Annotated in this window: 18 protein-coding genes; 9 read left to right on the forward strand and 9 right to left on the reverse strand. The window is 69.9% G+C overall.

Annotation, left to right across the window (positions count from 1 at the left end; genetic code table 11):
• The first annotated feature begins 392 nt into the window (after positions 1-392).
• A complete protein-coding gene (locus ACYVK3_RS09415) occupies positions 393-716 on the forward strand; it encodes a hypothetical protein (RefSeq protein ID WP_460497043.1) in 324 nt (107 codons plus the stop codon).
• A 263-nt stretch (positions 717-979) separates the two neighbouring features.
• Entirely contained in the window at positions 980-1,153 is a 174-nt protein-coding gene (locus tag ACYVK3_RS09420; protein WP_460497044.1) for a hypothetical protein, read from the forward strand.
• On the opposite strand, the gene ACYVK3_RS09425 is transcribed toward ACYVK3_RS09420, so the two are convergent.
• The 6 genes from ACYVK3_RS09425 to bioA all read right to left on the reverse strand — a co-directional run bounded on the left by ACYVK3_RS09425 (position 1,143) and on the right by bioA (position 8,424).
• Complete coding sequence (locus tag ACYVK3_RS09425; RefSeq protein WP_460497045.1) at positions 1,143-1,634, reverse strand: hypothetical protein; 492 nt, start codon at positions 1,632-1,634, stop codon at positions 1,143-1,145. The genes ACYVK3_RS09420 and ACYVK3_RS09425 overlap by 11 nt on opposite strands.
• A gap of 105 nt (positions 1,635-1,739) precedes the next feature.
• On the reverse strand, positions 1,740-4,604 hold the full coding sequence (locus tag ACYVK3_RS09430; RefSeq protein WP_460497046.1) for a LamG-like jellyroll fold domain-containing protein: 2,865 nt from the start codon (positions 4,602-4,604) through the stop codon (positions 1,740-1,742).
• A 168-nt stretch (positions 4,605-4,772) separates the two neighbouring features.
• Positions 4,773-5,330 carry a flavin reductase family protein gene (locus ACYVK3_RS09435; RefSeq protein ID WP_460497047.1) on the reverse strand — a complete coding sequence of 186 codons (558 nt, stop codon included), beginning with the start codon at positions 5,328-5,330 and terminating at the stop codon, positions 4,773-4,775.
• 42 nt (positions 5,331-5,372) lie between these two features.
• Positions 5,373-6,014, reverse strand: a complete 642-nt coding sequence (bioD, locus tag ACYVK3_RS09440; RefSeq protein ID WP_460497048.1) for a dethiobiotin synthase — start codon at positions 6,012-6,014, stop codon at positions 5,373-5,375.
• Entirely contained in the window at positions 6,011-7,105 is a 1,095-nt protein-coding gene (locus ACYVK3_RS09445) for a PLP-dependent aminotransferase family protein (RefSeq protein WP_460497049.1), read from the reverse strand. Before ACYVK3_RS09445 ends, bioD begins: the two co-directional genes overlap by 4 nt.
• Positions 7,102-8,424 (reverse strand): aminotransferase family protein, encoded by a 1,323-nt coding sequence (gene bioA / locus ACYVK3_RS09450; protein WP_460497050.1) that lies wholly within the window; start codon positions 8,422-8,424, stop codon positions 7,102-7,104. Before bioA ends, ACYVK3_RS09445 begins: the two co-directional genes overlap by 4 nt.
• Before the next feature lie 472 nt (positions 8,425-8,896).
• On the opposite strand from bioA, the gene ACYVK3_RS09455 reads away from it, so the two are divergent.
• From ACYVK3_RS09455 to ACYVK3_RS09465, 3 genes are all read left to right on the forward strand, one after another.
• Complete coding sequence (locus ACYVK3_RS09455) at positions 8,897-10,189, forward strand: MFS transporter (RefSeq protein ID WP_460497051.1); 1,293 nt, start codon at positions 8,897-8,899, stop codon at positions 10,187-10,189.
• A 94-nt stretch (positions 10,190-10,283) separates the two neighbouring features.
• Positions 10,284-11,528, forward strand: a complete 1,245-nt coding sequence (locus ACYVK3_RS09460; protein ID WP_460497052.1) for an ornithine cyclodeaminase, nickel-pincer nucleotide-dependent — start codon at positions 10,284-10,286, stop codon at positions 11,526-11,528.
• Positions 11,529-11,801: 273 nt separating this feature from the next.
• Entirely contained in the window at positions 11,802-13,379 is a 1,578-nt protein-coding gene (locus ACYVK3_RS09465) for an RICIN domain-containing protein (RefSeq protein WP_460497053.1), read from the forward strand.
• A 51-nt stretch (positions 13,380-13,430) separates the two neighbouring features.
• Here the strand turns inward: ACYVK3_RS09465 and ACYVK3_RS09470 are convergent, their stop codons facing one another.
• A complete protein-coding gene (locus tag ACYVK3_RS09470) occupies positions 13,431-14,384 on the reverse strand; it encodes an ROK family glucokinase (RefSeq protein WP_460497054.1) in 954 nt (317 codons plus the stop codon).
• 377 nt (positions 14,385-14,761) lie between these two features.
• Between ACYVK3_RS09470 and ACYVK3_RS09475 the strand changes: the two genes are divergently transcribed.
• Genes ACYVK3_RS09475 through ACYVK3_RS09485 form a run of 3 tightly spaced genes read left to right on the forward strand, consistent with a single transcriptional unit; the run spans position 14,762 to position 19,014 of the window.
• Positions 14,762-16,558 (forward strand): AMP-dependent synthetase/ligase, encoded by a 1,797-nt coding sequence (locus tag ACYVK3_RS09475; RefSeq protein ID WP_460497055.1) that lies wholly within the window; start codon positions 14,762-14,764, stop codon positions 16,556-16,558.
• Between the two features lie 9 nt (positions 16,559-16,567).
• A complete protein-coding gene (locus ACYVK3_RS09480) occupies positions 16,568-18,346 on the forward strand; it encodes a sensor histidine kinase (RefSeq protein WP_460497056.1) in 1,779 nt (592 codons plus the stop codon).
• The gene (locus ACYVK3_RS09485; RefSeq protein WP_460497057.1) at positions 18,343-19,014 is read left to right on the forward strand and encodes a response regulator transcription factor; all 672 of its coding nucleotides are present in this window, start codon (positions 18,343-18,345) and stop codon (positions 19,012-19,014) included. Before ACYVK3_RS09480 ends, ACYVK3_RS09485 begins: the two co-directional genes overlap by 4 nt.
• Here ACYVK3_RS09485 and ACYVK3_RS09490 read toward each other — a convergent pair.
• Positions 19,011-20,147, reverse strand: coding sequence for a glycosyltransferase family 4 protein (locus ACYVK3_RS09490; protein ID WP_460497062.1), 1,137 nt, complete (start codon positions 20,145-20,147; stop codon positions 19,011-19,013). The two genes, ACYVK3_RS09485 and ACYVK3_RS09490, sit on opposite strands and share 4 nt — an antisense overlap.
• Before the next feature lie 173 nt (positions 20,148-20,320).
• On the opposite strand from ACYVK3_RS09490, the gene ACYVK3_RS09495 reads away from it, so the two are divergent.
• On the forward strand, positions 20,321-21,664 hold the full coding sequence (locus ACYVK3_RS09495) for an NYN domain-containing protein (RefSeq protein WP_460497058.1): 1,344 nt from the start codon (positions 20,321-20,323) through the stop codon (positions 21,662-21,664).
• Here ACYVK3_RS09495 and ACYVK3_RS09500 read toward each other — a convergent pair.
• Positions 21,652-22,089 carry an RDD family protein gene (locus tag ACYVK3_RS09500; protein ID WP_460497059.1) on the reverse strand — a complete coding sequence of 146 codons (438 nt, stop codon included), beginning with the start codon at positions 22,087-22,089 and terminating at the stop codon, positions 21,652-21,654. The two genes, ACYVK3_RS09495 and ACYVK3_RS09500, sit on opposite strands and share 13 nt — an antisense overlap.
• Positions 22,090-22,188 lie beyond the last annotated feature (99 nt).

The following is a 22,188-nucleotide window of genomic DNA, read 5'->3' on the forward strand; positions in this document are numbered from 1 at the left end:
CTCGTAACGGCTGAGTGTGGCCTGGTCACGCTGGAGGTAGCTGCCAACTTCTTTGAGCGACATCTTCCTGGATTTCCGCAGGTCACGAATGCGCTCGCCGAGCCACTGTGATCGAAGACTGGGGCCGGGTCCGGGAAGTGTTGGCATCGCTGCTCCAAACCATCTGTCGGGGAGTTGACAGAAGAATCTCGCGTCGTTAGTTCATGCAATCTTGCGTCAGCTAACTGGTTGTGTAATGATACCAACCAAGCGTGAGAGGTCCATCACGGGATTCTGGCGACAGGGTTCGCAGAAGTGGATATTTCGCGCCCTCCATAGAAGCCGACCGGGGCGGGAGACCTGGCTACCAACCTGCGCCCGCCCCGGTCTTTTAGACAACGGAGGTAACCACCGTGTCAGCACCCATTGTCGCCCACGCGGCGGCCAGCACCAAACCCAATACACCGCACGCGCCAGAGCTCGAACGCGGCTCCTTCACCGACGGCTCGCGCTCCTACACCGTCCGCGCCTCCAGCGCAGACGCACCGGACTCCTTCCAGGTCTACACCGGCGAGGCCCGCGACATCGTCCTCATCGTCTCCGGCCTGAACTCCGGCGAGCTCAAAGCCACCTGGGGGCCAACCTGGCGCACCGCCTCCGACGCCTGGCGCGAGTGGGTCGAGGCCCAGTCGTTCATGGTCTTCTACAACGGCGAAGCGCGGTTCTGCAATGGATGAGGGCACGTACCTCGGCGAATTCCGCCGAGGGCCTGCGATCTTCACCGTGTTCCGCACAGCGCAGGCACCCGCGTGCTACCGCGTCACCTGCTCGGACGGCAACGGCCCGAGCGAGGTCTGCGTCTTTACGGACCGGCCCGGCTCCGGCCCGCAGTGGCACGGGGCCTGGAACGGCGATGAGTGGTGCGGCTGGATCGAGGCCGAGGCCCGCACGATCGTCCAGAAATTACCAGCTCGGGTGCGGCGGCCGACCGTTGTTGTTCATGGCCTCCTCCAGCGCTGCCGTGCCCGACGACCTGACCGCCCCGACGCAGGCCACCCACGGCCGCGTCACGGGGCCGCCGGGACCGGTCGATCTGGTGGGGACCGACCGGTCCGCCCCGGTCCCGGTGCGCTCCGGAGTGCACCGGGACCGCTTCGGCATCCCTATTCGATGACCGCCCGCTGATGCGAGTAGTCCAGCGGCTGCGGCCAGATCGCGGCGGCCCACTGTTGGAGCCGCTTCCAGTCCTCCGGGTTCGCGTGAGCCGAGCGCGCTCCCAACTGCTCGTAACGGCCGAGGTGACAGCGCCAGATCAGCAGCTCGTCCCTCGTCACCACCAGCGCGTCCCCCGGATACAGATCGATCGAGCGGTTGAAGCTGTTGCCTCGCTTGAACGGCTTGGCGTCGAAGAAGATGCCCGCCTGCGTCACCTTCTTCGGAGTGACCTTCAGGTAAGGGACCCCTCCGAACGCGATGAGCGCGACCCACATGGCGATCGACAGCGCGGCCAATGCCGGGGAGGAGTACGCGAACACGGGGGCGTCCGAGCTCACATGGAGGAAGAGCATCGCACCGAGACCGACGAGGCCGAGCGCGGAAAGGCGCATGATCCACTTGCGATTCAAGCGGACCTTGATCGTGTAATGGATGCTCATTGGACGATTATCGCAACTACGTCTCGTCCTCGGGGTCCTCGAACGGTTGCGGGCGCTGGGCCCCCTTCAAGCCCAGCGCCCGCCTTACCCTCTCGATGTGGTCTTCTACTGGGCCAGTTCCACGTCCACGTAGTCGAGGTCCACGACGCCGGGCTGGTCGGCCTTCGTGAAGGTGAACGTCGAGGCCCCGGCGGGCAGCTCCACGGTCACCGTCGTGAGCCCGACCATCTCGCGGTACTGCGTCGGCGTGTACGTCACTTCCCGCCACTCGCCGTCGTCGACGCGGACCAGGTGCCCCGAGGTCGTCTGCGCGCGGCGCTCCTCCTCGGTGCCCGCGGTCGAGTACCCGATGGTGAGCTCGTACGTGCCGGCGGCCGGCACGTTCACCGGCAGGCTCAGGCTGCTCTCGGGCGTGGCGAAGTCGCGGACGTAGGCGGCCTCGGAGAAGTAGGCGGCGAAGAAGTTCCCTTCGGACATGTCGACCTCGACCAACTCTGCGCCGGTCCACTCGCCGTCCTCGGCCTCGATGCGCTCGCGGAACGGCGTCGCCTCGATGTAGTCGACGCTGACGTCGTCGAGCTCCAGTGCGATGTCGTTCTCGCCTTCCTCCAGGACCACCTGCGCGGTGTGCGTCGCGAAGGGATGGTCCGCAGCGGTCGGCTCGTAGACCGCCTCGGACTCCGCTCCGTTGACGCTGAGCGCGCCCTCCTCGGCCGATCCGGTGGCGTTCCGGTAGCGGATGCCGAGATCGTAGGCCCCGGCGACCGGGGCATCGACGGTGAATTCGAGCTCGCCGCCCGAGCGCCTCGGCTCGACGTAGCGGTTCTCGGAGGTCAGCGGGCTCCGCTCGATCGAGAGGCGCCCGCTGTCGACGGCGTCCTCGGCTTCGTAGCGGCGGACGGTGCCCGGGAAGTCGGGCGCGTCGGACTCGGGCGTGACGACCGCGAGGTACGCGGCCGTCTCGTCGAGCCCCGCGACGGGCACCGAGATCGAGCCCTTCTTGACCTTGTAGGTGCCCTCGAACAGGGCGACGGGGCCTTCGGAGACGCCGTCGGTGCCGGTCCACTCGGTGGTGAAGACTTGCACGTTGGCCTTCTTGCCGAAGCCGCCGAGCGAGTCGAGCCCCTCGATGTCGAGCCGGATGTCGCCCTCGCCGCCGCCGAAGACGACGCGGGCGGTGTTCGTCTCGTCGTCGGCGCTGGCGAAGCCGTCGAGGGCCGGGATCTGCTCGACGCCGGTGACGGCGGTGGCCACCGTGGCGTCGAGCCCGTTGCCGGAGGCGTCGAGCGCGGTGGTGCCGTCGGCCTCGTCGAAGCGGTACCAGGCGACGTCGCCGCCGCCGGTCTCGCCGGCGGGCGAGGCCAGGAGCGACTGGATCTCGCTCTGGGCGAGGCCTCGGCCGAAGATCTGGAACTCGTCGACCGCGGCGTTGAGCAGCGGATCGGCGTACTGGGACCTGCCGACCCAGTTCTGGGTCGTCTCCCCCATGTCCGCCGGGCTCAGCGTCATCGACGTGTTCGTGCCGACCGCTTCGCCGTTGACGTAGAGGGTGGCCTCGTCGCCGGTCTTGGCGACGGCGACGTGCGACCACTCGCCGGTGGGAAGCGTCCCTGCCGAGCTGGAGATCTGCTGGACGGTGTCGCCGACCTTGAGGTCGAAGCGGACGGTCGAGCCGTCGTTGACCGTCAGGAACATGTTGGTGTTCGTGCCCGAACCGAGGTCGAACAGGCGGGACCACTGGGTGTTCGCGTCGGGCTTGACCCAGGTGGCGACGGTGAAGTCGTCCAGTTCCGCGACGACGCCCCGCGGCATCTCGACGTAAGTGTTCGGGTCCTCGCCGCCGAGTCCGATCGCATTGCCGAAGCCGTCCTGGCCGGCGCTCCGGTCGGCGGGGGCGGGGACGGGCTCGCCGACCTCGATGTAGCGTCCGGTGGTCGTCGGGGGCGTCACCTCGACCATGTCGCCGGTCATCGCGCCGTACCACTCGAAGAGCGCGTAGTTCCCGGTCGGCTGCGGGTCGGTGGCCGGTCCGGAGCCGCCGCCGCTCGGCACGAGCAGGTCGGAGAGGCGCCCGGGCTTGTGCCAGAAGGCGAGGTTCGCGGTGTCCACTTCGGCGCGTTCCATGCGTGAGACGAAGCGGGCGAGCCAGCCGGGCACGCCCGCGTCGCGCGGGGAGCCGTACTCGTTGATGCTGATCGGACGCGGTGTGAGGCCGAGTTCGGCCTCGAGGTCGCGGTAGAAGTCGACGTGCTCTTGGACGTTCAGGCCCTCCACGGGGCCGAGCTCGTGCCAGGACACGATGTCGGGCACGGTGCCCGCCTCGGCGACGTGCGTCATGAACTCGCGCAGGCCGTCCTCGTAGTCGCGGTCGTAGCTGGGACCGATGATCGGGGTGTCGGGGTCGAGCTCGCGGATGAGCGCGTACGTGCGGTCCCACATCTCGAAGTAGTCGCCCCACTCGGACTGCCAGGTCCACTGGGGTTCGTTCCAGATCTCATAGCCGTAGATGTTGTCGGCGCCCGATTCCTGGACGGCGGTCACCATCTCCTCGACCTTGGTGTACCAGTAGTCGTCGCCCTGCCACTGGTAGGGGAAGGTCGGGAAGATGTCGGGGAGGCGGACGGTGACGGTCGCGCCGTTGCGATCGGCGGTCTCCCAGACGTCGAGGGTGTCCCCGACGGGCTCGGGTTCGCCGTTCGGCAGGTGGGTGGCGCCGGGCGGCGGCTGGGTGAACATCTTCGGGCTGGTGGGGGCGATCCACTCGTCGGGCGGCCAGCCCTCTTCGCCGATGCCGTAGAGCGATCCCGAGGCCGCGTGGTCGACGGCCTTGGTCCGTTCCGCGATGTCGACGGTCAGGACCGCCGGGTCGATCTCGGGCTCTTCTCCCGAGCTGGGAAGCGAGCCGGCGACGATCGCCGTCGTGGTGATCATGAGTGTCGTGCCTGCGAGTGCGAGGAGTCGTCTCCGCATCGTCGTCCTCCGGTGTCGGCCGCGGCCGGGATTTCGGGGTTCGGTTGAGTTGGCTCGATGAAGTTTCCGAAAAGGTTTTCGGAGACGTTACCGTTAACAGCACCCGGAGTCAATAGACGGATCGATATCAATTGCAGTCGATTCGGGAAGCGGAATATCGTGTGCGCCTTACTGTGTCAGATTGCGCCACTTGGTCATCCGCTCACGCAGATCCGTGATCGGGCCGTTGGTCGAGAAGGTGCCGTCGCCGCGGTGATGGAACTCGGGCGCCTCCGGCATGTCGGGCCGGACCCACGCGGCGGTCGCCCGCAGCACCCACAAGGCGTAGTCCTCCACGAGCGAGTCCTCCTCGACGACGCACTCGATATTGGCCTGGCAGTCCGCGATCAGCGGGGCGCCGACCGTTTCGGCCGGCACCGGGGTGAGGCCGAACTCCTGCCACTTGTCGACCTCGTCGCCCGAGCAGTTGCCGATGTCGACCGTGCGCTCCATCAAGTCCGCCCCAGGGACCCCGATGACGCACTCCCCCGTCTCGGCCAGCGCTGTGAAGGTGGTGTCCCAGGGGCCGATCACGGCGGCGATGACCCCGTCGTGGCGAACGGGCATGTTGAAGCCGTTCGTCATGACGTTGGCGCGATCACCGTCGAAGGTGGAGACCAGGATCGTCGGTCCCGGTTCGATGAGCCGGTGCACCAGGTCGGTCGAATACGGTTCGAAATCCTTCACGCCGGTGAGTGTAGGCAGAAGTGCCGGGCGATCGAGCCCGCTTCAGACATCGAGCCATTCGATCGCGGTCACGCGGAAGACCTCCGGTGGCAGCGCGCCCGCGCCCTCGGGAATCCAGCCGAGGCGTTCGCCCGGGAGGTCGATGAGGTTCTCGTGCTCGGCGAGGCCGGGATCGTGCGGCCAGGCGCCGATGACCACGGCGGCGTCGATGCCGCGGTGCGCGAGCGCTTCGAGGGTGAGCGCGGTGTGGTTGATGGTGCCGAGGCCGGCGCGGGCCACGACGACCGCCGGGCAGCCGAGCTCCGCGGCCAGGTCGCGGACGTTCCAGCCGCCTTCGCCCATGGGGACCAGCAGGCCTCCGGCGCCTTCGAGCAGGACGACGTCGGCGGAGCTGTCGGTCGCGGCGGCGGCGACCTCACGGAGCCGCAGCAGGGGGGCTCGGGCGCGGCGCGCGGCGGCGAAGGGCGCGAGCGGGTCCGGGTAGCTCCTGAGGCAGCGCGCCGGGGCGCCGCTGAGCCGGTTGACCTCGGCGGCGTCGTCATCGTCGCCGGTCTGGGCGATCTTGATGACCTCCACTGCGGCGCCCTTGAACATCAGGTGCGCGGCGAGCGCGGCCGTCGCGACGGTCTTGCCGACGCCGGTGTCGGTGCCCGTGATGATCACGGGGCCCTCGAATGCGATCACGGACGTGTCTCCTTGACGATCGTGAGCGCCTTGTCGAAGTCGGCGGCCTCGACGCCCGTGTTCATCGTGATGCGCAGCCGCGAGCGGTGATCGGGCGTCGAGGGCGGGCGGAAGCAGCCGACGGCCACGCCGCGTTCGGCGCACCGTTCGGCCCAGGCGCGGGCGGCGCCCGCGTCGCCGGCCGGGGGCGAGAGCACTCCGGCGGCGGGGAGTGGGGTGTCGAGTTCCTTGGCGGCCAGGGCGGCGCGTCGCGCGAGCTCGCGGCGGTCGGCGTCGGCGTCGCGGGCGATGGCGAGTGCCGCGGCGGCCCCGGCGACGACGGCGGGCGGGGGCGCGGTGTCGTAGATGAAGGTGCGGCTGGTGTCGGTCAGGTGGCGGCGCAGTCGGCGCGGCCCGGCGATGACGCCGCCCGCGGCGCCGAGGGCCTTGGAGAGGGTCGCGGTGATGACGACGCCGGGCTCGCCGGCCAGCGCGGCGGCGGCCGCTCCCCCGCTCCCGTGCGGGCCGACGGTGCCGATGGCGTGGGCCTCGTCGACGAGCAGCAGCGCCTCGTGCGCGCTGGTCAGCTCGAGGATCGCGGCGAGCGGCGCGGCGTCGCCGAGGACGGAGTAGACCGATTCGACCGCGACGATCGACGGCCGGAGCGCGGTGAGTTGTCGTTCGAGGTCGGCGAGGTCGTTGTGCGCGAAGGTGTCCGAGCGTCCACCGGCGAGCCTGGCGGCGTCGTGGAGCGAGGCGTGGGCGTGGGCGTCGAGCAGGACCGGCCCGGCCAGCGCGGCCACCGCGCCGAGGTTGGCCAGATAGCCGGAGGAGTAGAGCGTGGCGGTCTCGGCCCCGACGTGGCGGGCGAACGCGGCCTCGAAGCGCTCGTGGACGCCGGTGGTCCCCCGCACCAGGCGCGAGCCGCTCGCGCCGAGCCCGTGTTCGGCGAGCGCCGCGGCCGAGGCCGCGAGGACGTCCGGGTGGCGGCTCAGGCCGAGGTAGTCGTTGCCGGCGAGGTCGACGGCGTCGGTGCGCGGTCGGGCGCTGCGGTCGAGCCCGGCCCGCTCGCGCAGTTCGGCCTTGCGCGCCAGTCGGTCCCAGATCCTCACGCGAGGACCTCGTCCACGGCTTCGGCGAGGGCGCCGGCGAGCAGTTCGGTCTCGGCCGCGGCGAGCGTCAAGGGCGGCATGACGATCACGGTGTCGCCCAGGGGGCGGAGCCAGACGCCGCGCTTGCGGGCGGCCTGGCATACGTCGAAGCCGGTCCTGGCGGTGCGCGGCGCCACCTCGACGCCGATCATGGTGCCGAGGCGGCGGACCTCGACCACCTGCTCGTGGGCGGCGAGGGGGTCGAGGAGTTTCCCGAGGCGCTCGCCGAGGTCGGCGGCCTGGCCGACGACGTCCTGCTCCTCCATGACGCGGAGGTTGGCCAGCGCGGCGGCGCAGCACAATGGATTGCCGGTGTAGGTGTGGCCGTGGAAGAACGTGCGCGGGCCGGTGTCGCCGGGCTTGGCGAGGAAGGCCTCGTAGACGTGTTCGGCGGCGAGGACGGCGGAGAGGGGCAGGTATCCGGCGGTGATGCCTTTGCCGCAGGTGAGCAGGTCGGGGACGACGCCGGCGTGCTCGGCGGCCCACATCCGGCCGGTGCGTCCGAAGCCGGTGGCGACCTCGTCGAAGACGAGGAGCGCGCCGTGGGCGTAGGCGAGTTCTCGTGCGGTGCGCAGGAACGCGGCGTCGTAGTCGAGCATGCCGGCGGCGCCTTGGATCATGGGCTCGACGACGATCGCGCAGACCTGGTCGCCTTGTGCGCGCATGACGGCCTTGAGCTCGGCGACGGCCTTGGCGGTGCGGTCCTCACCGAGGGCGCGGTCGCCCGGGGAGGCGATGCCGATGGTGTCGAGCAGCAGCGGTTTGTAGGTCTCGTGGAAGAGGCGGTGCCCGCCGACGGCGACGGCGCCGAGCGTGTCGCCGTGGTAGGCGTGTTCGAGGCGCACGAACTTCGGCCTGGGCTCGCCGCTCTGGGCGGAGTACTGGTAGGCGATCTTCAGGGCGGCCTCGACGGCGGAGGAGCCGTCTCCGGCGTAGAAGACCTTGGTCAGCTCGGGGTCGTCGCTCTTCGGTGCGAGCGCGAGGAGCCGTTCGGCGAGCTCGATGCCGGGGGTGTGGGTGGTGCCGAGGAATGTGGAGTGGTCGAGCTTGGCGAGCTGTTCGGCGATGGCCGCGTTGACCTCGGGGTGGCAGTGGCCGAGGGTGGTGGTCCACAGGGAGGAGACGCCGTCGAGGTAGCGGCGCCCGTCGACGTCGATGAGCCAGGGCCCCTCGGCGCGTTCGACGACGGTGGGCTCGTCGTCGACCCAGGTGGCGTGCTGGGTGAACGGGTGCCATACGGCGTCGGCGTCGCGGGCGATCCAGTCGGCGCTGTCGGTCATCGCCGGCTCCCCTCTTAGTGGATTCCTACAAAGATCTTTGGAGGATAGTTGAAGCGGCAGCGTGCCGGGTGGCCAGGGCGGCGACCCTCCACGAAGGCTCGGCGCGGCGGAGTCGAAACCCATCGGTCTTCGTCGATGGGCTGAATAAGATTCAAATCCGTTGCGGCCTAATATGACCGAGACGGACCGAACGTCATTCCTCCGTCCCGGTTCAGACACTTTGAACACTCTGGGACCCTTGACAAAAACCACCGCCACAGTCAGACTAGTGACGCTTGCGGCAATCGCGGAGGATTGTCGCTTAACTCCCCCTTCGGGCCTCTCAGGGCGCCGGCGACGCCCGCGGAGACCGGAACATACCGTCACGGCATGCCCTGCCGGCCGTGCACGAGCAGCCACGGCGAAGCCTGCGAGCCGTACATTAGCCAGCCACGGCGAAGCTTGCGAGCCGTACATTAGCGAGGAAGGCTCTGTGTCGCATCAGAACCCCGAACCGGCCGATACCCGCGCGCCGGACGCCCCGGAGGACGAACGCAAGCCCACCTTCGGCGACGTCTTCGGTAATCGCGAAGCGGCGGCGTTCCTAGCCGCCTACTGCCTCTCCAGCGCCGGCGCCATGCTCAACCGGGTCGCCGTGACCTTCCTGGTCTGGAGCAACACGAACTCCGCCGCCCTCGCCGCCGCCGCCTTCGCCATCAGCTTCGCGCCGTACCTCGGCCTCGCCCAGGTCCTCGGGGCCATCGTGGACCGCTACGCCTACCGCAACGTCATGGTCCTGTGCGACCTGCTGCGCGCGGGCCTGGTCGCGTTGCTGCTCATTCCCGGGATGCCCGTGCCGGTCATGATGGTCGTCGTCTTCGCGATCGCCGCCGTGCAGCCCGCGTACTCCGCGGCGCGCACCGCCACCCTGGCCCAGATCCTCACCGGTGAGGCCCTCTCGGTGGCCATCGCGCTCAATCTCAGCGCCACCGGCATGTCCCAGATCATCGGCTACCTGGCCGGCGGCCTGCTCGCCGCCGCCGATCCGCTCATCGCGCTGGCCGTCAACGCGGTCCTGTTCGCCGTCTCGGGCCTCACCGTCTTCGCGCTCGTGAAGCACCGGCCGTCGGTCAACAAGCGCGAGGAGCGCCGGCACGTCCTCGTCGAGACCGCCGAGGGCCTGAAGATGCTGCGCGACAACCGCGTCCTGCGCACGATCTCGTTCGCGATCTGGGGGCTGTTCGCGCTGGCGGCCGTGCCGGAGGGCGTGGCCGTGCTGTGGGCCGTGCACCTCCACGGCGGTTCGGTCACACAGGGCGCGATCATGGCCGTCGACGCGGGCGCCGCGATCGTAGGCCTGCTGGTGTTCACGCGGTTCGTTCGGCCTTCGCTGCGCGACAAGCTCATCCGGCCGCTCGCGTTCGCCGCGCCGCTGGTGCTGGCGACGGCGCTGCTCGATCCGCCGCTGGCCGGGGTCTTCGCCATCGCGGTCGGGATCGGCCTGTCGACGGCGATCATGGCACCGCTCAACGCCACGCTCGCGCACTGCATCCCCGACGGGTGGCGCGGCAGGATCATGGCCGCCGCCAACGGCGGCCTCCAGCTCTCGCAGGGCCTGGCGATCGCCGCCGTCGGCGCGGTGGCCGAGTTCGGCGTGCCCGTGCCGTACGCGGTCGGCGCCTGGGGCGTGCTGGGCCTGGGGCTGATGGCGCTCGTGACGCGCCGCTGGCCGAGCGCCGAGGAGATCAAGTCGGCCAAGGCCGCGGCGGCGCCCGCCCCGGCCTGAGACCACTCGCCGCGGTCGAGGGAGTGCGCCGCCCGCCCGGCGTCCACGGGGGCTAGGCTCGACACGGCGTCACCAAGGTTTACAGGAGCACTTCGTGGAACACAGCAAGACCGTCGAGCTGCGCGGACACCTCATCGACCAGGGCGTGTTCGCCCGTGTCATGGACGACGTCCTCGAATACTCGGGGGCCTATTCGATCGACCGGTTCGATGTGGGCCGCCACCACACCGACGAGTCCGCCGCACAGCTCACGATCTCCGCGGAGACCCCGGAGCTGCTCGAGCGGATCGTCATGCGGCTCCAGACGCACGGGGCCAACCCGATCGATCCGGGCATCGCGGCGCTGAAGCCGGCCCCACGCGACGGGGTGTTCCCCGAGGACTTCTACTCCACGACGAACTTCGACACCCGCATCCAACTTGAAGAAGGCTGGATCGACGTCGAGAACTCGGAGATGGACTGCGGCATCATCGTCGCCCCCGACCACTCCTCGGCGCACACCCTGCCCGTCTCGGACGTGCGCGCCGGCGAGCTCGTCGTCTGCGGCGGCGAGGGCGTCAAGGTGCTGCCGCTGCCCGAGCCCGAACGCGACGACCCCGAGTCGTCGAACTTCGAGTTCATGGCCTCCGGCGTCTCCTCCGAGCGCCCGCAGGCCCTCCAGGTCCGCCAGATCGCCGATCGCATGCGCGAGGTCAAGGCCCGCGGCGAGAAGATCCTCTGGGTCGGCGGCCCCGCGATCGTGCACACCGGCGCCGGCAAGGCGCTCGAAGCGCTCATCGACGAGGGCTACGTCGACGTGCTCTTCGCCGGCAACGCCTTGGCGGCCCACGACATCGAGTCCTCGCTGTTCGGCACCTCGCTCGGCGTCGACCTCGACAAGGGCCACGGCGTCCCCCACGGCCACGAGCACCACATACGCGCCATCAACCAGATCCGCACCGCCGGGTCGATCGCCGAGGCCGTCTCCACCGGAGTGCTGCGCAAGGGCATCATGCACTCGATGGTCAAGAACGGCAAGCAGTACGTGCTCGTCGGCTCGGTCCGCGACGACGGTCCGCTCCCCGACGTCTACACCGACGTCATCGAGGGCCAGCGGGCCATGCGCTCGCTCCTGCCGGGCGTCGGCTTCGCGATCATGGTGGCCACGATGCTGCACTCGATCGCCACCGGGAACCTGCTCCCGGCGAAGGTGCCGCTCGTGAGCGTCGACATCAACCCCGCGACCGTCACCAAACTCGCCGACCGCGGCTCGGCCCAGGCGATCGGCGTCATCACCGACATCGGCCTGTTCTGCGAGCAGCTCGCCGCCGAGCTCGTCGTGGGCTACAAGCGCGAGTAAGCCCCGCTTCCACCGAGAGGTGGATCGCCTCCGGGCTTGGAGTTTATCGGTAATATTGATTGACATCACATCGATACTTGTTTATATTTGGTCGAACGTTCCGATCAGGCGCGTCCGACTGAAACGTTCCAACCACGACGATTCCAGTCGGAGGGCCTGAACACCGGAACCCGACCCGGCACGGCGGGGAACGCCCTACTCGGACGGTCCCCGCTTTTTCCATACGACCTCATATCGTTAAATGCCAATTCCTCGATCAAAGGGATCCACGTCATGACCCGAGTGCTCAAACGGAGACTCGTCCTCCTCATCTCCACCCTCGCGGCGGCCGTCACCGGCATCGCCATCGTCTTCTTCGCCGTCCCCCAGGCGAACGCGGTCCAGACCGGCGTCTGGTACAACATCGTCAGCCGCCACTCCGGGCTCTACCTCGACGTCCTCGACCTCTCCACGGAACCGGGCGCCGAGCTCATCCAGTGGAACGGGACCGGGGCCGCCAACCAGCAGTTCCGCTTCGTCGACGCCGGAGGCGGCTACTACCGCATCCAGGCGCGGCACTCCAACCACGTCCTCGAAGTGTTCGAGTGGAGCACCGAGAACGGGGCCACCATCGCGCAGTGGACCGACCTCAACGGCACCAACCAGCAATGGCAGGTCCAGGAGTCGGGCGGCTACGCCACCTTCGTCAACCGCCACTCGGGCAAGGCCCTCGACGTGTGGGAGAACTCCACCACCGCGGGCGACAGGATCTCCCAGTACGACCCGACCGGCGCGGCGAACCAGCAGTGGCGGCTCGTCCCGGCCGACGGCGGCGACGACGGCGGTGGCGGCGGCGGGAGCGGCGAGTGCGGCTCCGGGACCCCCAACGCCACGGTGACCGGCTCCAGCGGCAATTACACCGCCCGCAACGGCGGCAGCACCGTCTACTCCGGCGGCGACTACCGTGCCGCGATCCAGGCCGCCGTCGACTCGATCGGCAACGGGCAGCGCGTCGCCGTCATGGCCTCGGGTTCGATCGGCGCCGGCACCATCTCCATCGGCAGCGGGAAGACCTTCGAGGGCTGCGGCACCATCAATGTCGGCAACCGATCCGGCCGCGGGGCGATCGAATCGCTGAACACCTCCAATGTGAGCATCCCGTACCTCAACATGACCGGGGACCCGTACTTCGCGACCCGCTTCTACGGCAACAGCAACCTGCACCTGGGCGAGATCAACCTCAACCTGTCCGGAGGCGCGGGCATCCGATTCGAGCGCGACTACGCCGGCAGCTCGAACGTGACCATCGATTACGTCTACGTCTCGGGCACCGGCGGCCACGGCGTCGAGACCTGGAACATCGACGGACTCGAGATCGGCACCGTCGTGGCGCGCAACGTCGGCTACGCCGGCCTGCTGCTGAACAACACGCGGAACGCTCACATCGGCCTGGTCGACGGCAACGACGTCGCCACCGGCACCGGGTACGCGACCTTCCGCACCGCCAACACCGCCGGCCGGCTGTCGAACGGCTCGTACAGCACCAACATCAACGTCGACAAGGTCGTCTCCCGCGGCGGCGGGCGCGGCATCTTCTGCGTCTCGCAGTCCGGCGGCGTCCGCATCGGACAGGTCGACCTGGCGAACAACGGGAACAACGCGATCCTCATCGAGAACTGCTACAACTACACGATCGCCTCGGGCACGGTCAACGGCGGCGGGGAAGTGCGCATCGCCGCGCGCAGCGAATTCCCCAACACCCGCGACACCAACATCACCCTGACCGTCAACAACACCTCGGTCCGGGAGTCGCCCTGCGCCGACAACTCCACCTGGAACCTCTCCGGGAACGGCTCGCGAGACATCTGCTAGCGCGGGCATGAGACAGGGGCCGGAGCGCATGCTCCGGCCCCTGCTTCGCTGCTAGCGGTCGGTGCGGTGGCGCGCCAGGTCGGCCGCGCCGATGACGCCGGCCTTCGAGCCGAGCGTCGCGGGCTTGATCTCGGCGACCGCGAGGGTCGCGCGGCTCGCCAGCGCCTGGGTGTAGTGCTTGCGGACCGGTTCGAGCAGGATGTCGCCGGCGTCGACCACGCCGCCGCCGATGATGATGACGCCCGGGTCGATCAGCTGCACCATGTCGGCCGCCGAGTTGCCCAGGTAGTAGCCGATGAAGTCGAAGGCGGCGAGGGCGACCTCGTCGCCCTGCTTGGCGGCTTCGGTGGTCTGGCGGCCGGTGATCGCCTCGGGATCGCCTCCGGCGAGCTTGAGCAGGAGTCGGGCCTTGTCGGGGTCGGCCTTGGCGCCCTCGCGGGCGGCCTGTGTGAGGGCGCGTCCGGAGGCGTACTGCTCAAGGCAGCCGGTGCGGCCGCAGCCGCACTGGCGGCCTTCGGGAACCGAGCGCATGTGGCCGATCTCGGCGGCGACGCCGTTCGTGCCGCGCAGAAGGTTGTCCTTGACGACGATGCCGCCGCCGACGCCGGTGCCGATGGTGTAGAGCACCGAGGAGCGGAAGCCCTTGGCGGCGCCGTATTTGTGCTCGCCCCAGATGGCGACGTTGGCGTCGTTCTCGACGACGACGGGGAGGTCGATCGCCTCGCCGACCTTGTCGCGGAGGGGCTCGTCCTCCCAGGAGAGGTTGGGGGCCAGCATGACCGTGGAGCGGTCGGAGGAGATCCATCCGGCCGCGCCGATGCCGACGGCCTCGATCTCGTGGTCCTCGCGGAGTTCTTCGACGACTTCCTTGACGGCCTGGATGACGCCGGGGGTGTCGTCCGCTGGAGTGGGGCGACGGGCGGTGGCGAGGATGCGGCCGTTCTCGTCGACGAGGCCGCCGCCGACCTTGGTCCCCCCGATGTCGACCCCGATTGTCAGACTCACTGCTGTCCCTCCAGCGATGTTCTACGAGCATTGTCGTTGGATTCTCCGCGACGCTGCGGGCCAACAGCAGACTTTACGCGATGTACACAGAGCGTGGTCACCGCCCTTTTTTCTACCTCTTGCGAAAGATGGCGGCGCGGCGGTTCGCGGGCGTTCGGCATCGACGGGGATCGCGGTCCGCCGGAGGCGTCCGCTCAGAGCGGGGCGAATCGGAAGTCCGGTCGAGAAGGCGGGCGACGCTCCGTGCGGACGGAGCTGCAACTATGATCATGGTCTAACTCACAGTCCTGCCGACCAGAAGCAAGTGACCGGTCGGTAACATTAGTGTGAGCCGCTTTACAACGCCGTGAATCCGGCGACACGAACGGAGCCTGCCCATGCGCGAGTTCGCCGTCCCCCCCGTGGTGACTGTGCCAGACGACGACAACACCCTCACCTCTCTTTGGGACGCCGCCGAGAACCACCCCGACTCGGTGCTGTACGCCCGCACCTTCGATGACGGCAAGACCTGGCACGACGTGACAGCGGTCGAGTTCCGCGAGCAGGTCGTGGGTGTCGCCAAAGGTCTCGCCGCGGCCGGCATCCAGCCCGGCGACCGAGTCGCGCTCATGTCCCACACCCGGTACGAATGGACCCTGTTCGACTACGCGATCTGGGCCGCCGGCGCGGTCACGGTGCCGGTGTACGAGACGTCTTCGGCCGAGCAGGCCTCCTGGATCCTGTCCGACTCCGGCGCCGTCGCCGCCATCGTCGAGACTCCCGAGCTGCGCGACCTCGTCAAGGACCTGTCCGAATCCGTCGCGAACCTGTGGACCATCGACGACGGCGCTGTCGAGAGCCTCACCGAGTCCGGCGCGAACGCCGACGTCGACATCGAGGAGCGGCGCACCGCCCGCAAGGCCGACGACCTGGCCACGATCATCTACACCTCGGGCACCACCGGCCGCTCCAAGGGCTGCATGCTCACCCACCGCAACCTGCTGGCGAACATCCGCAACATCATCCCCGAGGTCCCCGACGTGCTCTACGACGGCGCGCGGATGCTCATGTTCCTGCCGCTCGCGCACGTCCTCGCGCGCATCCTCCAGCTGGCCGGCATCGAGTCGCGTACCACGCTCGCGCACTTCTCCGACCGCAGCAAGCTCGCCCAGATCATGCCGGTCGTCAAGCCCACGACCCTGCTCGCGATCCCGCGCGTGTTCGAGAAGGTCTACAACAACGCCTACCAAAGGGCCGTCGACGGCGGCAAGGCGCACCTGTTCGAGAAGGCCGCCGCCACCGCCAAGGCGTACAGCCGCGCGCTCGACACCCCGGGCGGCCCGGGACTGGGCCTCAAGCTGCGCCACAAACTGTGGGACGTCCTGGTCTACTCCAAGCTGCGCGCCGCCCTCGGCGGCGAGTGCACCTCCGCCGTCTCCGGCGGCGCCGCGCTCGGCAGCGAACTGGGGCACTTCTTCCGCGGCGTGGGCGTCGTGATCTTCGAGGGCTACGGCCTCACCGAGACCTCCCCGGTGCTCGCGCTGAACATCCAGAACGCCATCAAGGTCGGCTCGGTCGGGCGCCCCATCCCCAGCACCGCGCTGCGCATCGCCGACGACGGCGAACTCCAGGCCAAGGGCCCGCAGATCTTCAGCGGGTACTGGAACAACGACGCGGCCACCGCCGAGGTGCTCGACGCCGACGGATGGTTCTCGACCGGCGACATCGCCGAGATCGATGACGACGGGTACGTCACCATCACCGGCCGCAAGAAGGAGATCATCGTGACCTCCGGGGGCAAGAACGTCGCCCCCGCGCCGCTGGAGAAGGTCATGGACTCCCACCCGCTCATCGCCTACGCGATGGTCGTCGGCGACGGGCGCCCGTACGTCGGCGCGCTCATCTCCCTCGACGGCGAGATGCTTCCGGACTGGCTCGAGCGGCGCGGCAAGGACCCGAAGGCCTCGATCGCCGACGCCGCAGAGGACCCCGATCTGCTCGCGGAGCTCCAAAAGCAGGTCGATCTGGCCAACGCGACGGTCTCCCGAGCCGAACAAATCAAGCGATTCCGGGTCATACCGGTCGAGCTGAGTGAAGACGCCGGAGAAATCACCCCCTCAACCAAGGTCAAACGCCACGTCGTCGTGAAAAAATACTCAGACGAGATCAACGCGTTGTACGAAAAGACCAGTTAGCGAGGCTCGATGAGCGAGGAGGCGGTGCTGGAACGGCAGTGGCGTCTACCCGCCGTGGCACTGCGAGCGGTGCTCTTCGCGCTGGTCGCCGTGTTCGGCTGGGCGTCGGTCGGCTTCGTCTCCGCCCTCACCTGGTGCGGCATCCTCGCGCTCGCCGCCCTGCCCGGCATCGTCCTCCCCCGCCACCGCGTCCTGGCGCCGGCCGGGCGCCTCGCCGAGGTCGTCGTCGTCGTGCTCGGGACGCTCGCCACCGGCGGGCTCCCGGCGTGGATGCTGCCCTACCTCATCGCCCCGTTCGCCACCGCGGCGTTCGACGCCGCCGGCCCGGCCGAGCCGAGCCGGTACGCCTGGGCGCGCACGTGGGGGCCGCCGGCCCTGGTGGCGCTCGCCGCCGTCGGCCTGGTGGTCCAGACACCGCGGATGTCGGCGTTCGACCGCGGCACCTACGTCACCACCGTCGCCGTCGCGCTCGCCTTCGGCCTGGCCTCGGCGGTCGGGGCGTGGTGGCTGCGGCGCTCGCGGCGCTCGGACCTGAACCACTCGCAACTGCCGTACGCCGAGGCCGCGGCGCTGCTGACGCAGCTGCGCGTCGTCGCCCGCCAGCTCCCCGGCTCGACGCTCGACCCCGGCGGCATCGCCACCGAGCTGGTCGACACCGTCGTCCGCATCCCCGGCGCCGACCGGGCCGCCGTCCTGGCCGCCTCTTCGGGACGCAGGCTGGTGGTGTTGTCCCAGCACGCCGACGAGCGGGTCGACTGGGAGACCTCCCCGCAGATGAACGCGCTGCTGGCCGACGCCTGGGCCGGCCAGAAGCCGCAGGCCGGGCAGCTGCCGCTGTCGCGCTCGACGCAGGGACCGGTGGCGTCCCTGGTCATCCCTCTGGTCGCCGAGGGCCGCACCGTCGGCCTCGTCGCCATCGAATCCGACGATCCGGCCGCGTTCGGCGCCGACGCCATCACCGCCGCCGAGGAGCAGACCAAGGGCGCCGCGCTTCGGCTGGAGACGGCCCTGCTATTCGAGGACGTCAGGTCCATGGCCACCACCGAGGAGCGCCAGCGCCTCGCCCGGGAGATCCACGACGGCATCGCACAGGAGCTCGCGATGCTCGGCTACGGCATCGACAACGCGATGGCGGTCCTCCCGGCCGACGCCGGCGAGGCGTCGGTCGAACTGGAGGACCTGCGCAGCGAGGTGACCCGCCTCGTGACCGAGTTGCGGTTCTCGCTGTTCGAGCTACGCTCGAACGTCGACCGCCAGGGCGGGCTGGCCTCGGCGATCGCGGACTATGCTCGAACGGTCGGCGCCTCCGCCGGGCTGCGGGTCCACCTCTCGCTCGATGAGGGAGGGGCGCGGCTCCCGGCGAGCACCGAGGCCGAGCTGCTGAGGATTGCGCAGGAGGCCATCACGAACGCCCGGAAGCACGCGCGGGCGGAGAACCTGTGGGTGACGTGCGAGGTCGATCCGCCGTACACGCGAATCGAGGTCACCGACGACGGTCAGGGCCTGGCCGGCGAGGCCTCCGAGGGGCGATACGGCCTGGCGATCATGAGCGAGCGCGCCGAGCGGATCCGGGGCTCGCTGGAGATCCGGCCCCATCAGCCGCACGGCACCACAGTGGCGGTGGTGCTCAACGCCTCCGCACGGCCGACTCCGAAGACGGCGCCGGCCCACCCGGACTCCGAGCAGTGGGCCGCCGCCGATCGCATGACGGCAACCGAACAGAGCACTACCGCGCCCGTCGGACCCGACAGGTCCGAGGTAGCCAATGAGGAGAGAGACGAGAGATGAACGCTGACGCGTCTGCATCGAGTCGCCAGACGACGGTCCTGATCGTCGACGACCACGACCTGATCCGCAAGGGCCTTCGGCACGCCTTCGACCGCGACCCCGAGTTCGAAGTGGTCGGCGAGGCCGACACGGCCGGTGACGCCCTGCGCCTGGCCGCGTCGATCATGCCCAGCGTCGTCATCATGGACCTGCGTCTCCCCGACGGCTCCGGCCTCGACGCCACCCGCAAGCTCCGCAAGACCCACCCGAACATGGGCATCGTGGTGCTGACGATGTACGCCGGCGACGACCAGCTGTTCGGCGCCCTCGACGCGGGCGCGAGCGCGTTCGTGCCGAAGAGCGCCCCGGCGAACGACGTCGTGTCGGCCGCGCGGCACGCGGCGGCGAATCCGACCGCGTTCAGCGCCGCGGACCTGGCCGAGGCGATGCAACGGCGGCTCACCCCGACCGGCCCGCAGCTCTCCCCGCGCGAATCGCAGGTGCTCAAGCTCCTCGCCGACGGGCTGTCGGTGGCCGGGATCGCCAAGCAGCTGTATGTCTCGGAGTCGACGGCGAAGACGCACATCTCGAAGCTGTACGAGAAGCTCGGCGCGGGCAACCGCGCGCAGGCGCTCATGACGGCGCTGAAACTCGGCCTGCTGGAGGCCCCCGACCAGCCGAAGTTCTAGACGGTCTCCCCGTAGAGCATCGCTTCGAGCCGGCCGGCCTGGCGGTCCCAGGTCCACTCGCTGCACGCCCACTCCCGGCTGGCCGCGCCGAGCTTCTCGGCCAGCGGCCGGTCGGAGAGCACCTGTGTGAGCCGGAAGGCGATCTCGCCGACGTCGCGCCCGTCGACCACCCAACCGGACTGGTCGTGCAGCACCGTGTCCGGGGCGCCGCCGGAGTCGCCGGCGATGACGGGTAGGCCGCACGCGGCGGCCTCGAGGAAGACCGCGCCGAGCCCTTCGACGTCCAGGCCGCGCTTGCGGGTGCGGCACGGCATCGCGAAGACGTCCCCGGCCGCGAAATGCTGCGCGAGTTCCCCTGCGGGCACCGGTCCGGTGAACGTGACCGCCCGCGCGACGCCGTGGCGGCGGGCCAGCGCCCGCAGCCGGGCCTCGTCGGGGCCCTGGCCGACGATGAGCAGCCGGACGTCCTCGCCGACCTGCTCGCGCACGTGCGGGAGCGCGGCGATGAGCTTGTCCTGGCCCTTGCGCGGCACGAGCCGCGAGACGCACACGATGACGGGCCGGTCGCCGAGGCCGTGGCGCTCACGGATCGGCGTGCCGTCCACGCCGGGGTTGAACATCTCGGTGTCGATGCCGAACGTGAGCTGTTCGAGGCGGGTGAGGTGCCCGGTGACCGGCTCGATCCGGCGGTAGGTGTAGGCGCCGAGGTAGGTCATGACGTCGAGGGAGGCGGCGATGCGCCGCAGCGCCTGGCGGGTGCCGGGCATCATCGCCCAGCCGACCTCGTGGCCGTGGGTGAGGGCGATGGCGCGTTCGATGCCGGTGTCGCGCAGCAGGCGGGCGGCGAGGAGCCCGAGCGGGGCGGCGGCGCCGAACCAGACGCGGTCGCAGCGGTGCTCGCGGGCGACCGCGGTCACGGCGCGGGCGACGCGCGGAGTGGGCAGGAGCATCGAGGCGCGGTCACGGACCACAGTGAACGGTTGGGCGGCGTCGAAGTCGGCGTCGCCGGGCGAACTGGAGGTGTAGACGACCAGGTCGTCGGACGGCAGGCGCAGGGCCATCCCGTGCACGAAGGTCTGAATGCCGCCCTTCCGGGGCGGAAAGTCGTTCGTCACCAGCAGCGTTCGGCTCATCATGACCCCCTTCATGACCTGTCCAGTCTGACATGCCAGGTTGGATTTCGAAGGAATCCAAGATGTATGGACGAAGGAATCCGGATCGCACGGCCGCGGAGGCGGCGCCGTCTCCCCAGGCGGTCCAGCGGTCGACCGGTGCGAGCCGCGGGCTCGGTGGCACACTGGTGGCCATGATGAGCGGCGACGACAGTCAGGGGCCGGCGGACCGAGAGGAGCCGGAACCGACGGTCGTGTTCTTGCCCGAACCGGTGCGCCGCAAGACGATCGAGATCGCCGCCTCCGCGATGCCGGGGCTGCCGCCGTCGAAGGTCCCCGCCAGGCTGCGGCGGTTTCTCAAGTTCAATCCCGCCAAGCGCGCCAAGCTCGCCCGCGCCGACATCGGCGCCGAGCTCGCCGACAACGAGCAGTTCCGCTCGGGCCTGCGCGAGGTCCTCGACGCGACCGACGCGCCACTGGTGCGGGCGGTCAGCGACGGCGAGGCGGTCTCGGCGATGGCCGACCCGGCCGAGGTCGCCGCGCTCGCGTACCTGCTGCGGCCCGAAGGCTGGCAGTCGATCGTGGCCGCGTCGACCGAGGCGGTGCGGGAGGAGCCGGAGGCGGTGGCGTCGTCCGAGCCGGCCGGCGAGGAACTCCAGCGGCGGCTCGCGGCCGTCGAGCGGGAGAACCAGAAGCTTCGCGGGGCGCTGGCCGATCAGCGGGCGGCGGCGGCGCGGCTCCAGGAGGAGCTGCGCAAGACCCGCAGGGATCTGCGCGAGGCCGAGGACCGGGCCACGAAGGCGGCGGGTGACCTGGCTGCCGAGCGGGGCCGGATCAAGCAGGCCGACTCCGAGCGCCGCTCCGAGCGCCGCCGTCTGGAGGCGGAGGTGAACTCGCTGCGAACGCAGCTCGAGGAGGACAGGCGGGCCGATCGCGAAGCGGACCGGCTCGCGGACTCGCGGCTGTGGCTGCTCATGGAGACGCTCTCGGGGACCGCAACTGGGCTGCGGCGCGAGCTGGGCCTCGAGCCGGTCGCCGAGCGCCCGGCCGACTACGTCGCCGATGAGCGCTGCGCCGAGCCCGAGACCCGGAGGGCCGAGGGCTCACGGGGGCTGGAGCAGACCGACCCGCAGCGGCTCGACCACCTCCTGTCGCTGCCGAACCCGCATCTCATCGTCGACGGCTACAACGTCACCATCAGCGCCTGGGGCGACACGCTGACGCTCGAGCAGCAGCGCAACCGGCTCGTGCAGGGCCTGGGGGCGCTCGCGGCGCAGACGAACGCCGAGATCACGGTGGTCTTCGACGGCGCGGACCCGATCTTCGGGGCCAAGCCGAGCGCGCGCGGGGTGCGGGTGCTGTTCAGCGCGAAGGGCGAGATCGCCGACGACGTCGTAGTGGACCTGGCGCGGCTCGAGCCGAAGGGCCGGCCGGTCATCGTGGTGTCCTCAGACCGGGAGGTCGCCGACCGGGTGCGCCGCCACGGCGCCTACGCGGTGCCCTCGCCGATGCTCGTCAGGCGCACTCAGCGCGGCTGAGCGCTCGACGCCTTGAGCATGACCGAGCCCGCGGCCCGGTCGTGCAGGCCGCGGTGGAACGGGTCGGCCAGCGCGGTGAGCGCCGGAAGGACGATCGAGAGCAGGACGGCGCGGACCAGGGAGCGGCCCAAGCCGAGACTGCCGCCGGTGTCGGTCGAGACGCAGGCGATGCGCATGATCCCCATGCCGAGGCTCTGCGAGCCGGCGGCGAGGGCGACCGTGTAGTAGACGATGAACAGCAGTCCGGTGAAGACGTTGATGCCCCCCAGGTCGGGAACGGTGACGCCGATCCAGGTGAGCGCATAGGTCAGCACCAGGCACGCGACCCAGTCGATGAACAGCGCCGTGAAGCGCTCGCCGAGACCGGCGAGGTCCTGGCCCGAAGTGGCTTCGCCCGCTTGCGATCCGCCGCGTTCGCTCGTCATGGCGCGAGTGTACGGGCCTCGCGTTCACCTGACGCTCTCAGAGAGTGTTTGACGCAGGATTAGCCCGGTTTATCTGGTTGTGCTGGCGGCCGCCAAGAG

The organism is Glycomyces tarimensis, assembly GCF_054776215.1.

Coding starts and splice junctions, on each gene's coding strand:
- ACYVK3_RS09475 (WP_460497055.1), top strand. CDS start 14,762: ATGCGCGAGTTCGCCGTCCCCCCCGTGGTGACTGTGCCAGACGACGAC.
- bioA (WP_460497050.1), bottom strand. CDS start 8,424: ATGACCGACAGCGCCGACTGGATCGCCCGCGACGCCGACGCCGTATGG.
- ACYVK3_RS09465 (WP_460497053.1), top strand. CDS start 11,802: ATGACCCGAGTGCTCAAACGGAGACTCGTCCTCCTCATCTCCACCCTC.
- ACYVK3_RS09425 (WP_460497045.1), bottom strand. CDS start 1,634: ATGAGCATCCATTACACGATCAAGGTCCGCTTGAATCGCAAGTGGATC.
- ACYVK3_RS09490 (WP_460497062.1), bottom strand. CDS start 20,147: ATGAGCCGAACGCTGCTGGTGACGAACGACTTTCCGCCCCGGAAGGGC.
- ACYVK3_RS09480 (WP_460497056.1), top strand. CDS start 16,568: ATGAGCGAGGAGGCGGTGCTGGAACGGCAGTGGCGTCTACCCGCCGTG.
- ACYVK3_RS09500 (WP_460497059.1), bottom strand. CDS start 22,089: ATGACGAGCGAACGCGGCGGATCGCAAGCGGGCGAAGCCACTTCGGGC.
- ACYVK3_RS09420 (WP_460497044.1), top strand. CDS start 980: ATGGCCTCCTCCAGCGCTGCCGTGCCCGACGACCTGACCGCCCCGACG.
- ACYVK3_RS09430 (WP_460497046.1), bottom strand. CDS start 4,604: ATGCGGAGACGACTCCTCGCACTCGCAGGCACGACACTCATGATCACC.
- ACYVK3_RS09495 (WP_460497058.1), top strand. CDS start 20,321: ATGATGAGCGGCGACGACAGTCAGGGGCCGGCGGACCGAGAGGAGCCG.
- ACYVK3_RS09485 (WP_460497057.1), top strand. CDS start 18,343: ATGAACGCTGACGCGTCTGCATCGAGTCGCCAGACGACGGTCCTGATC.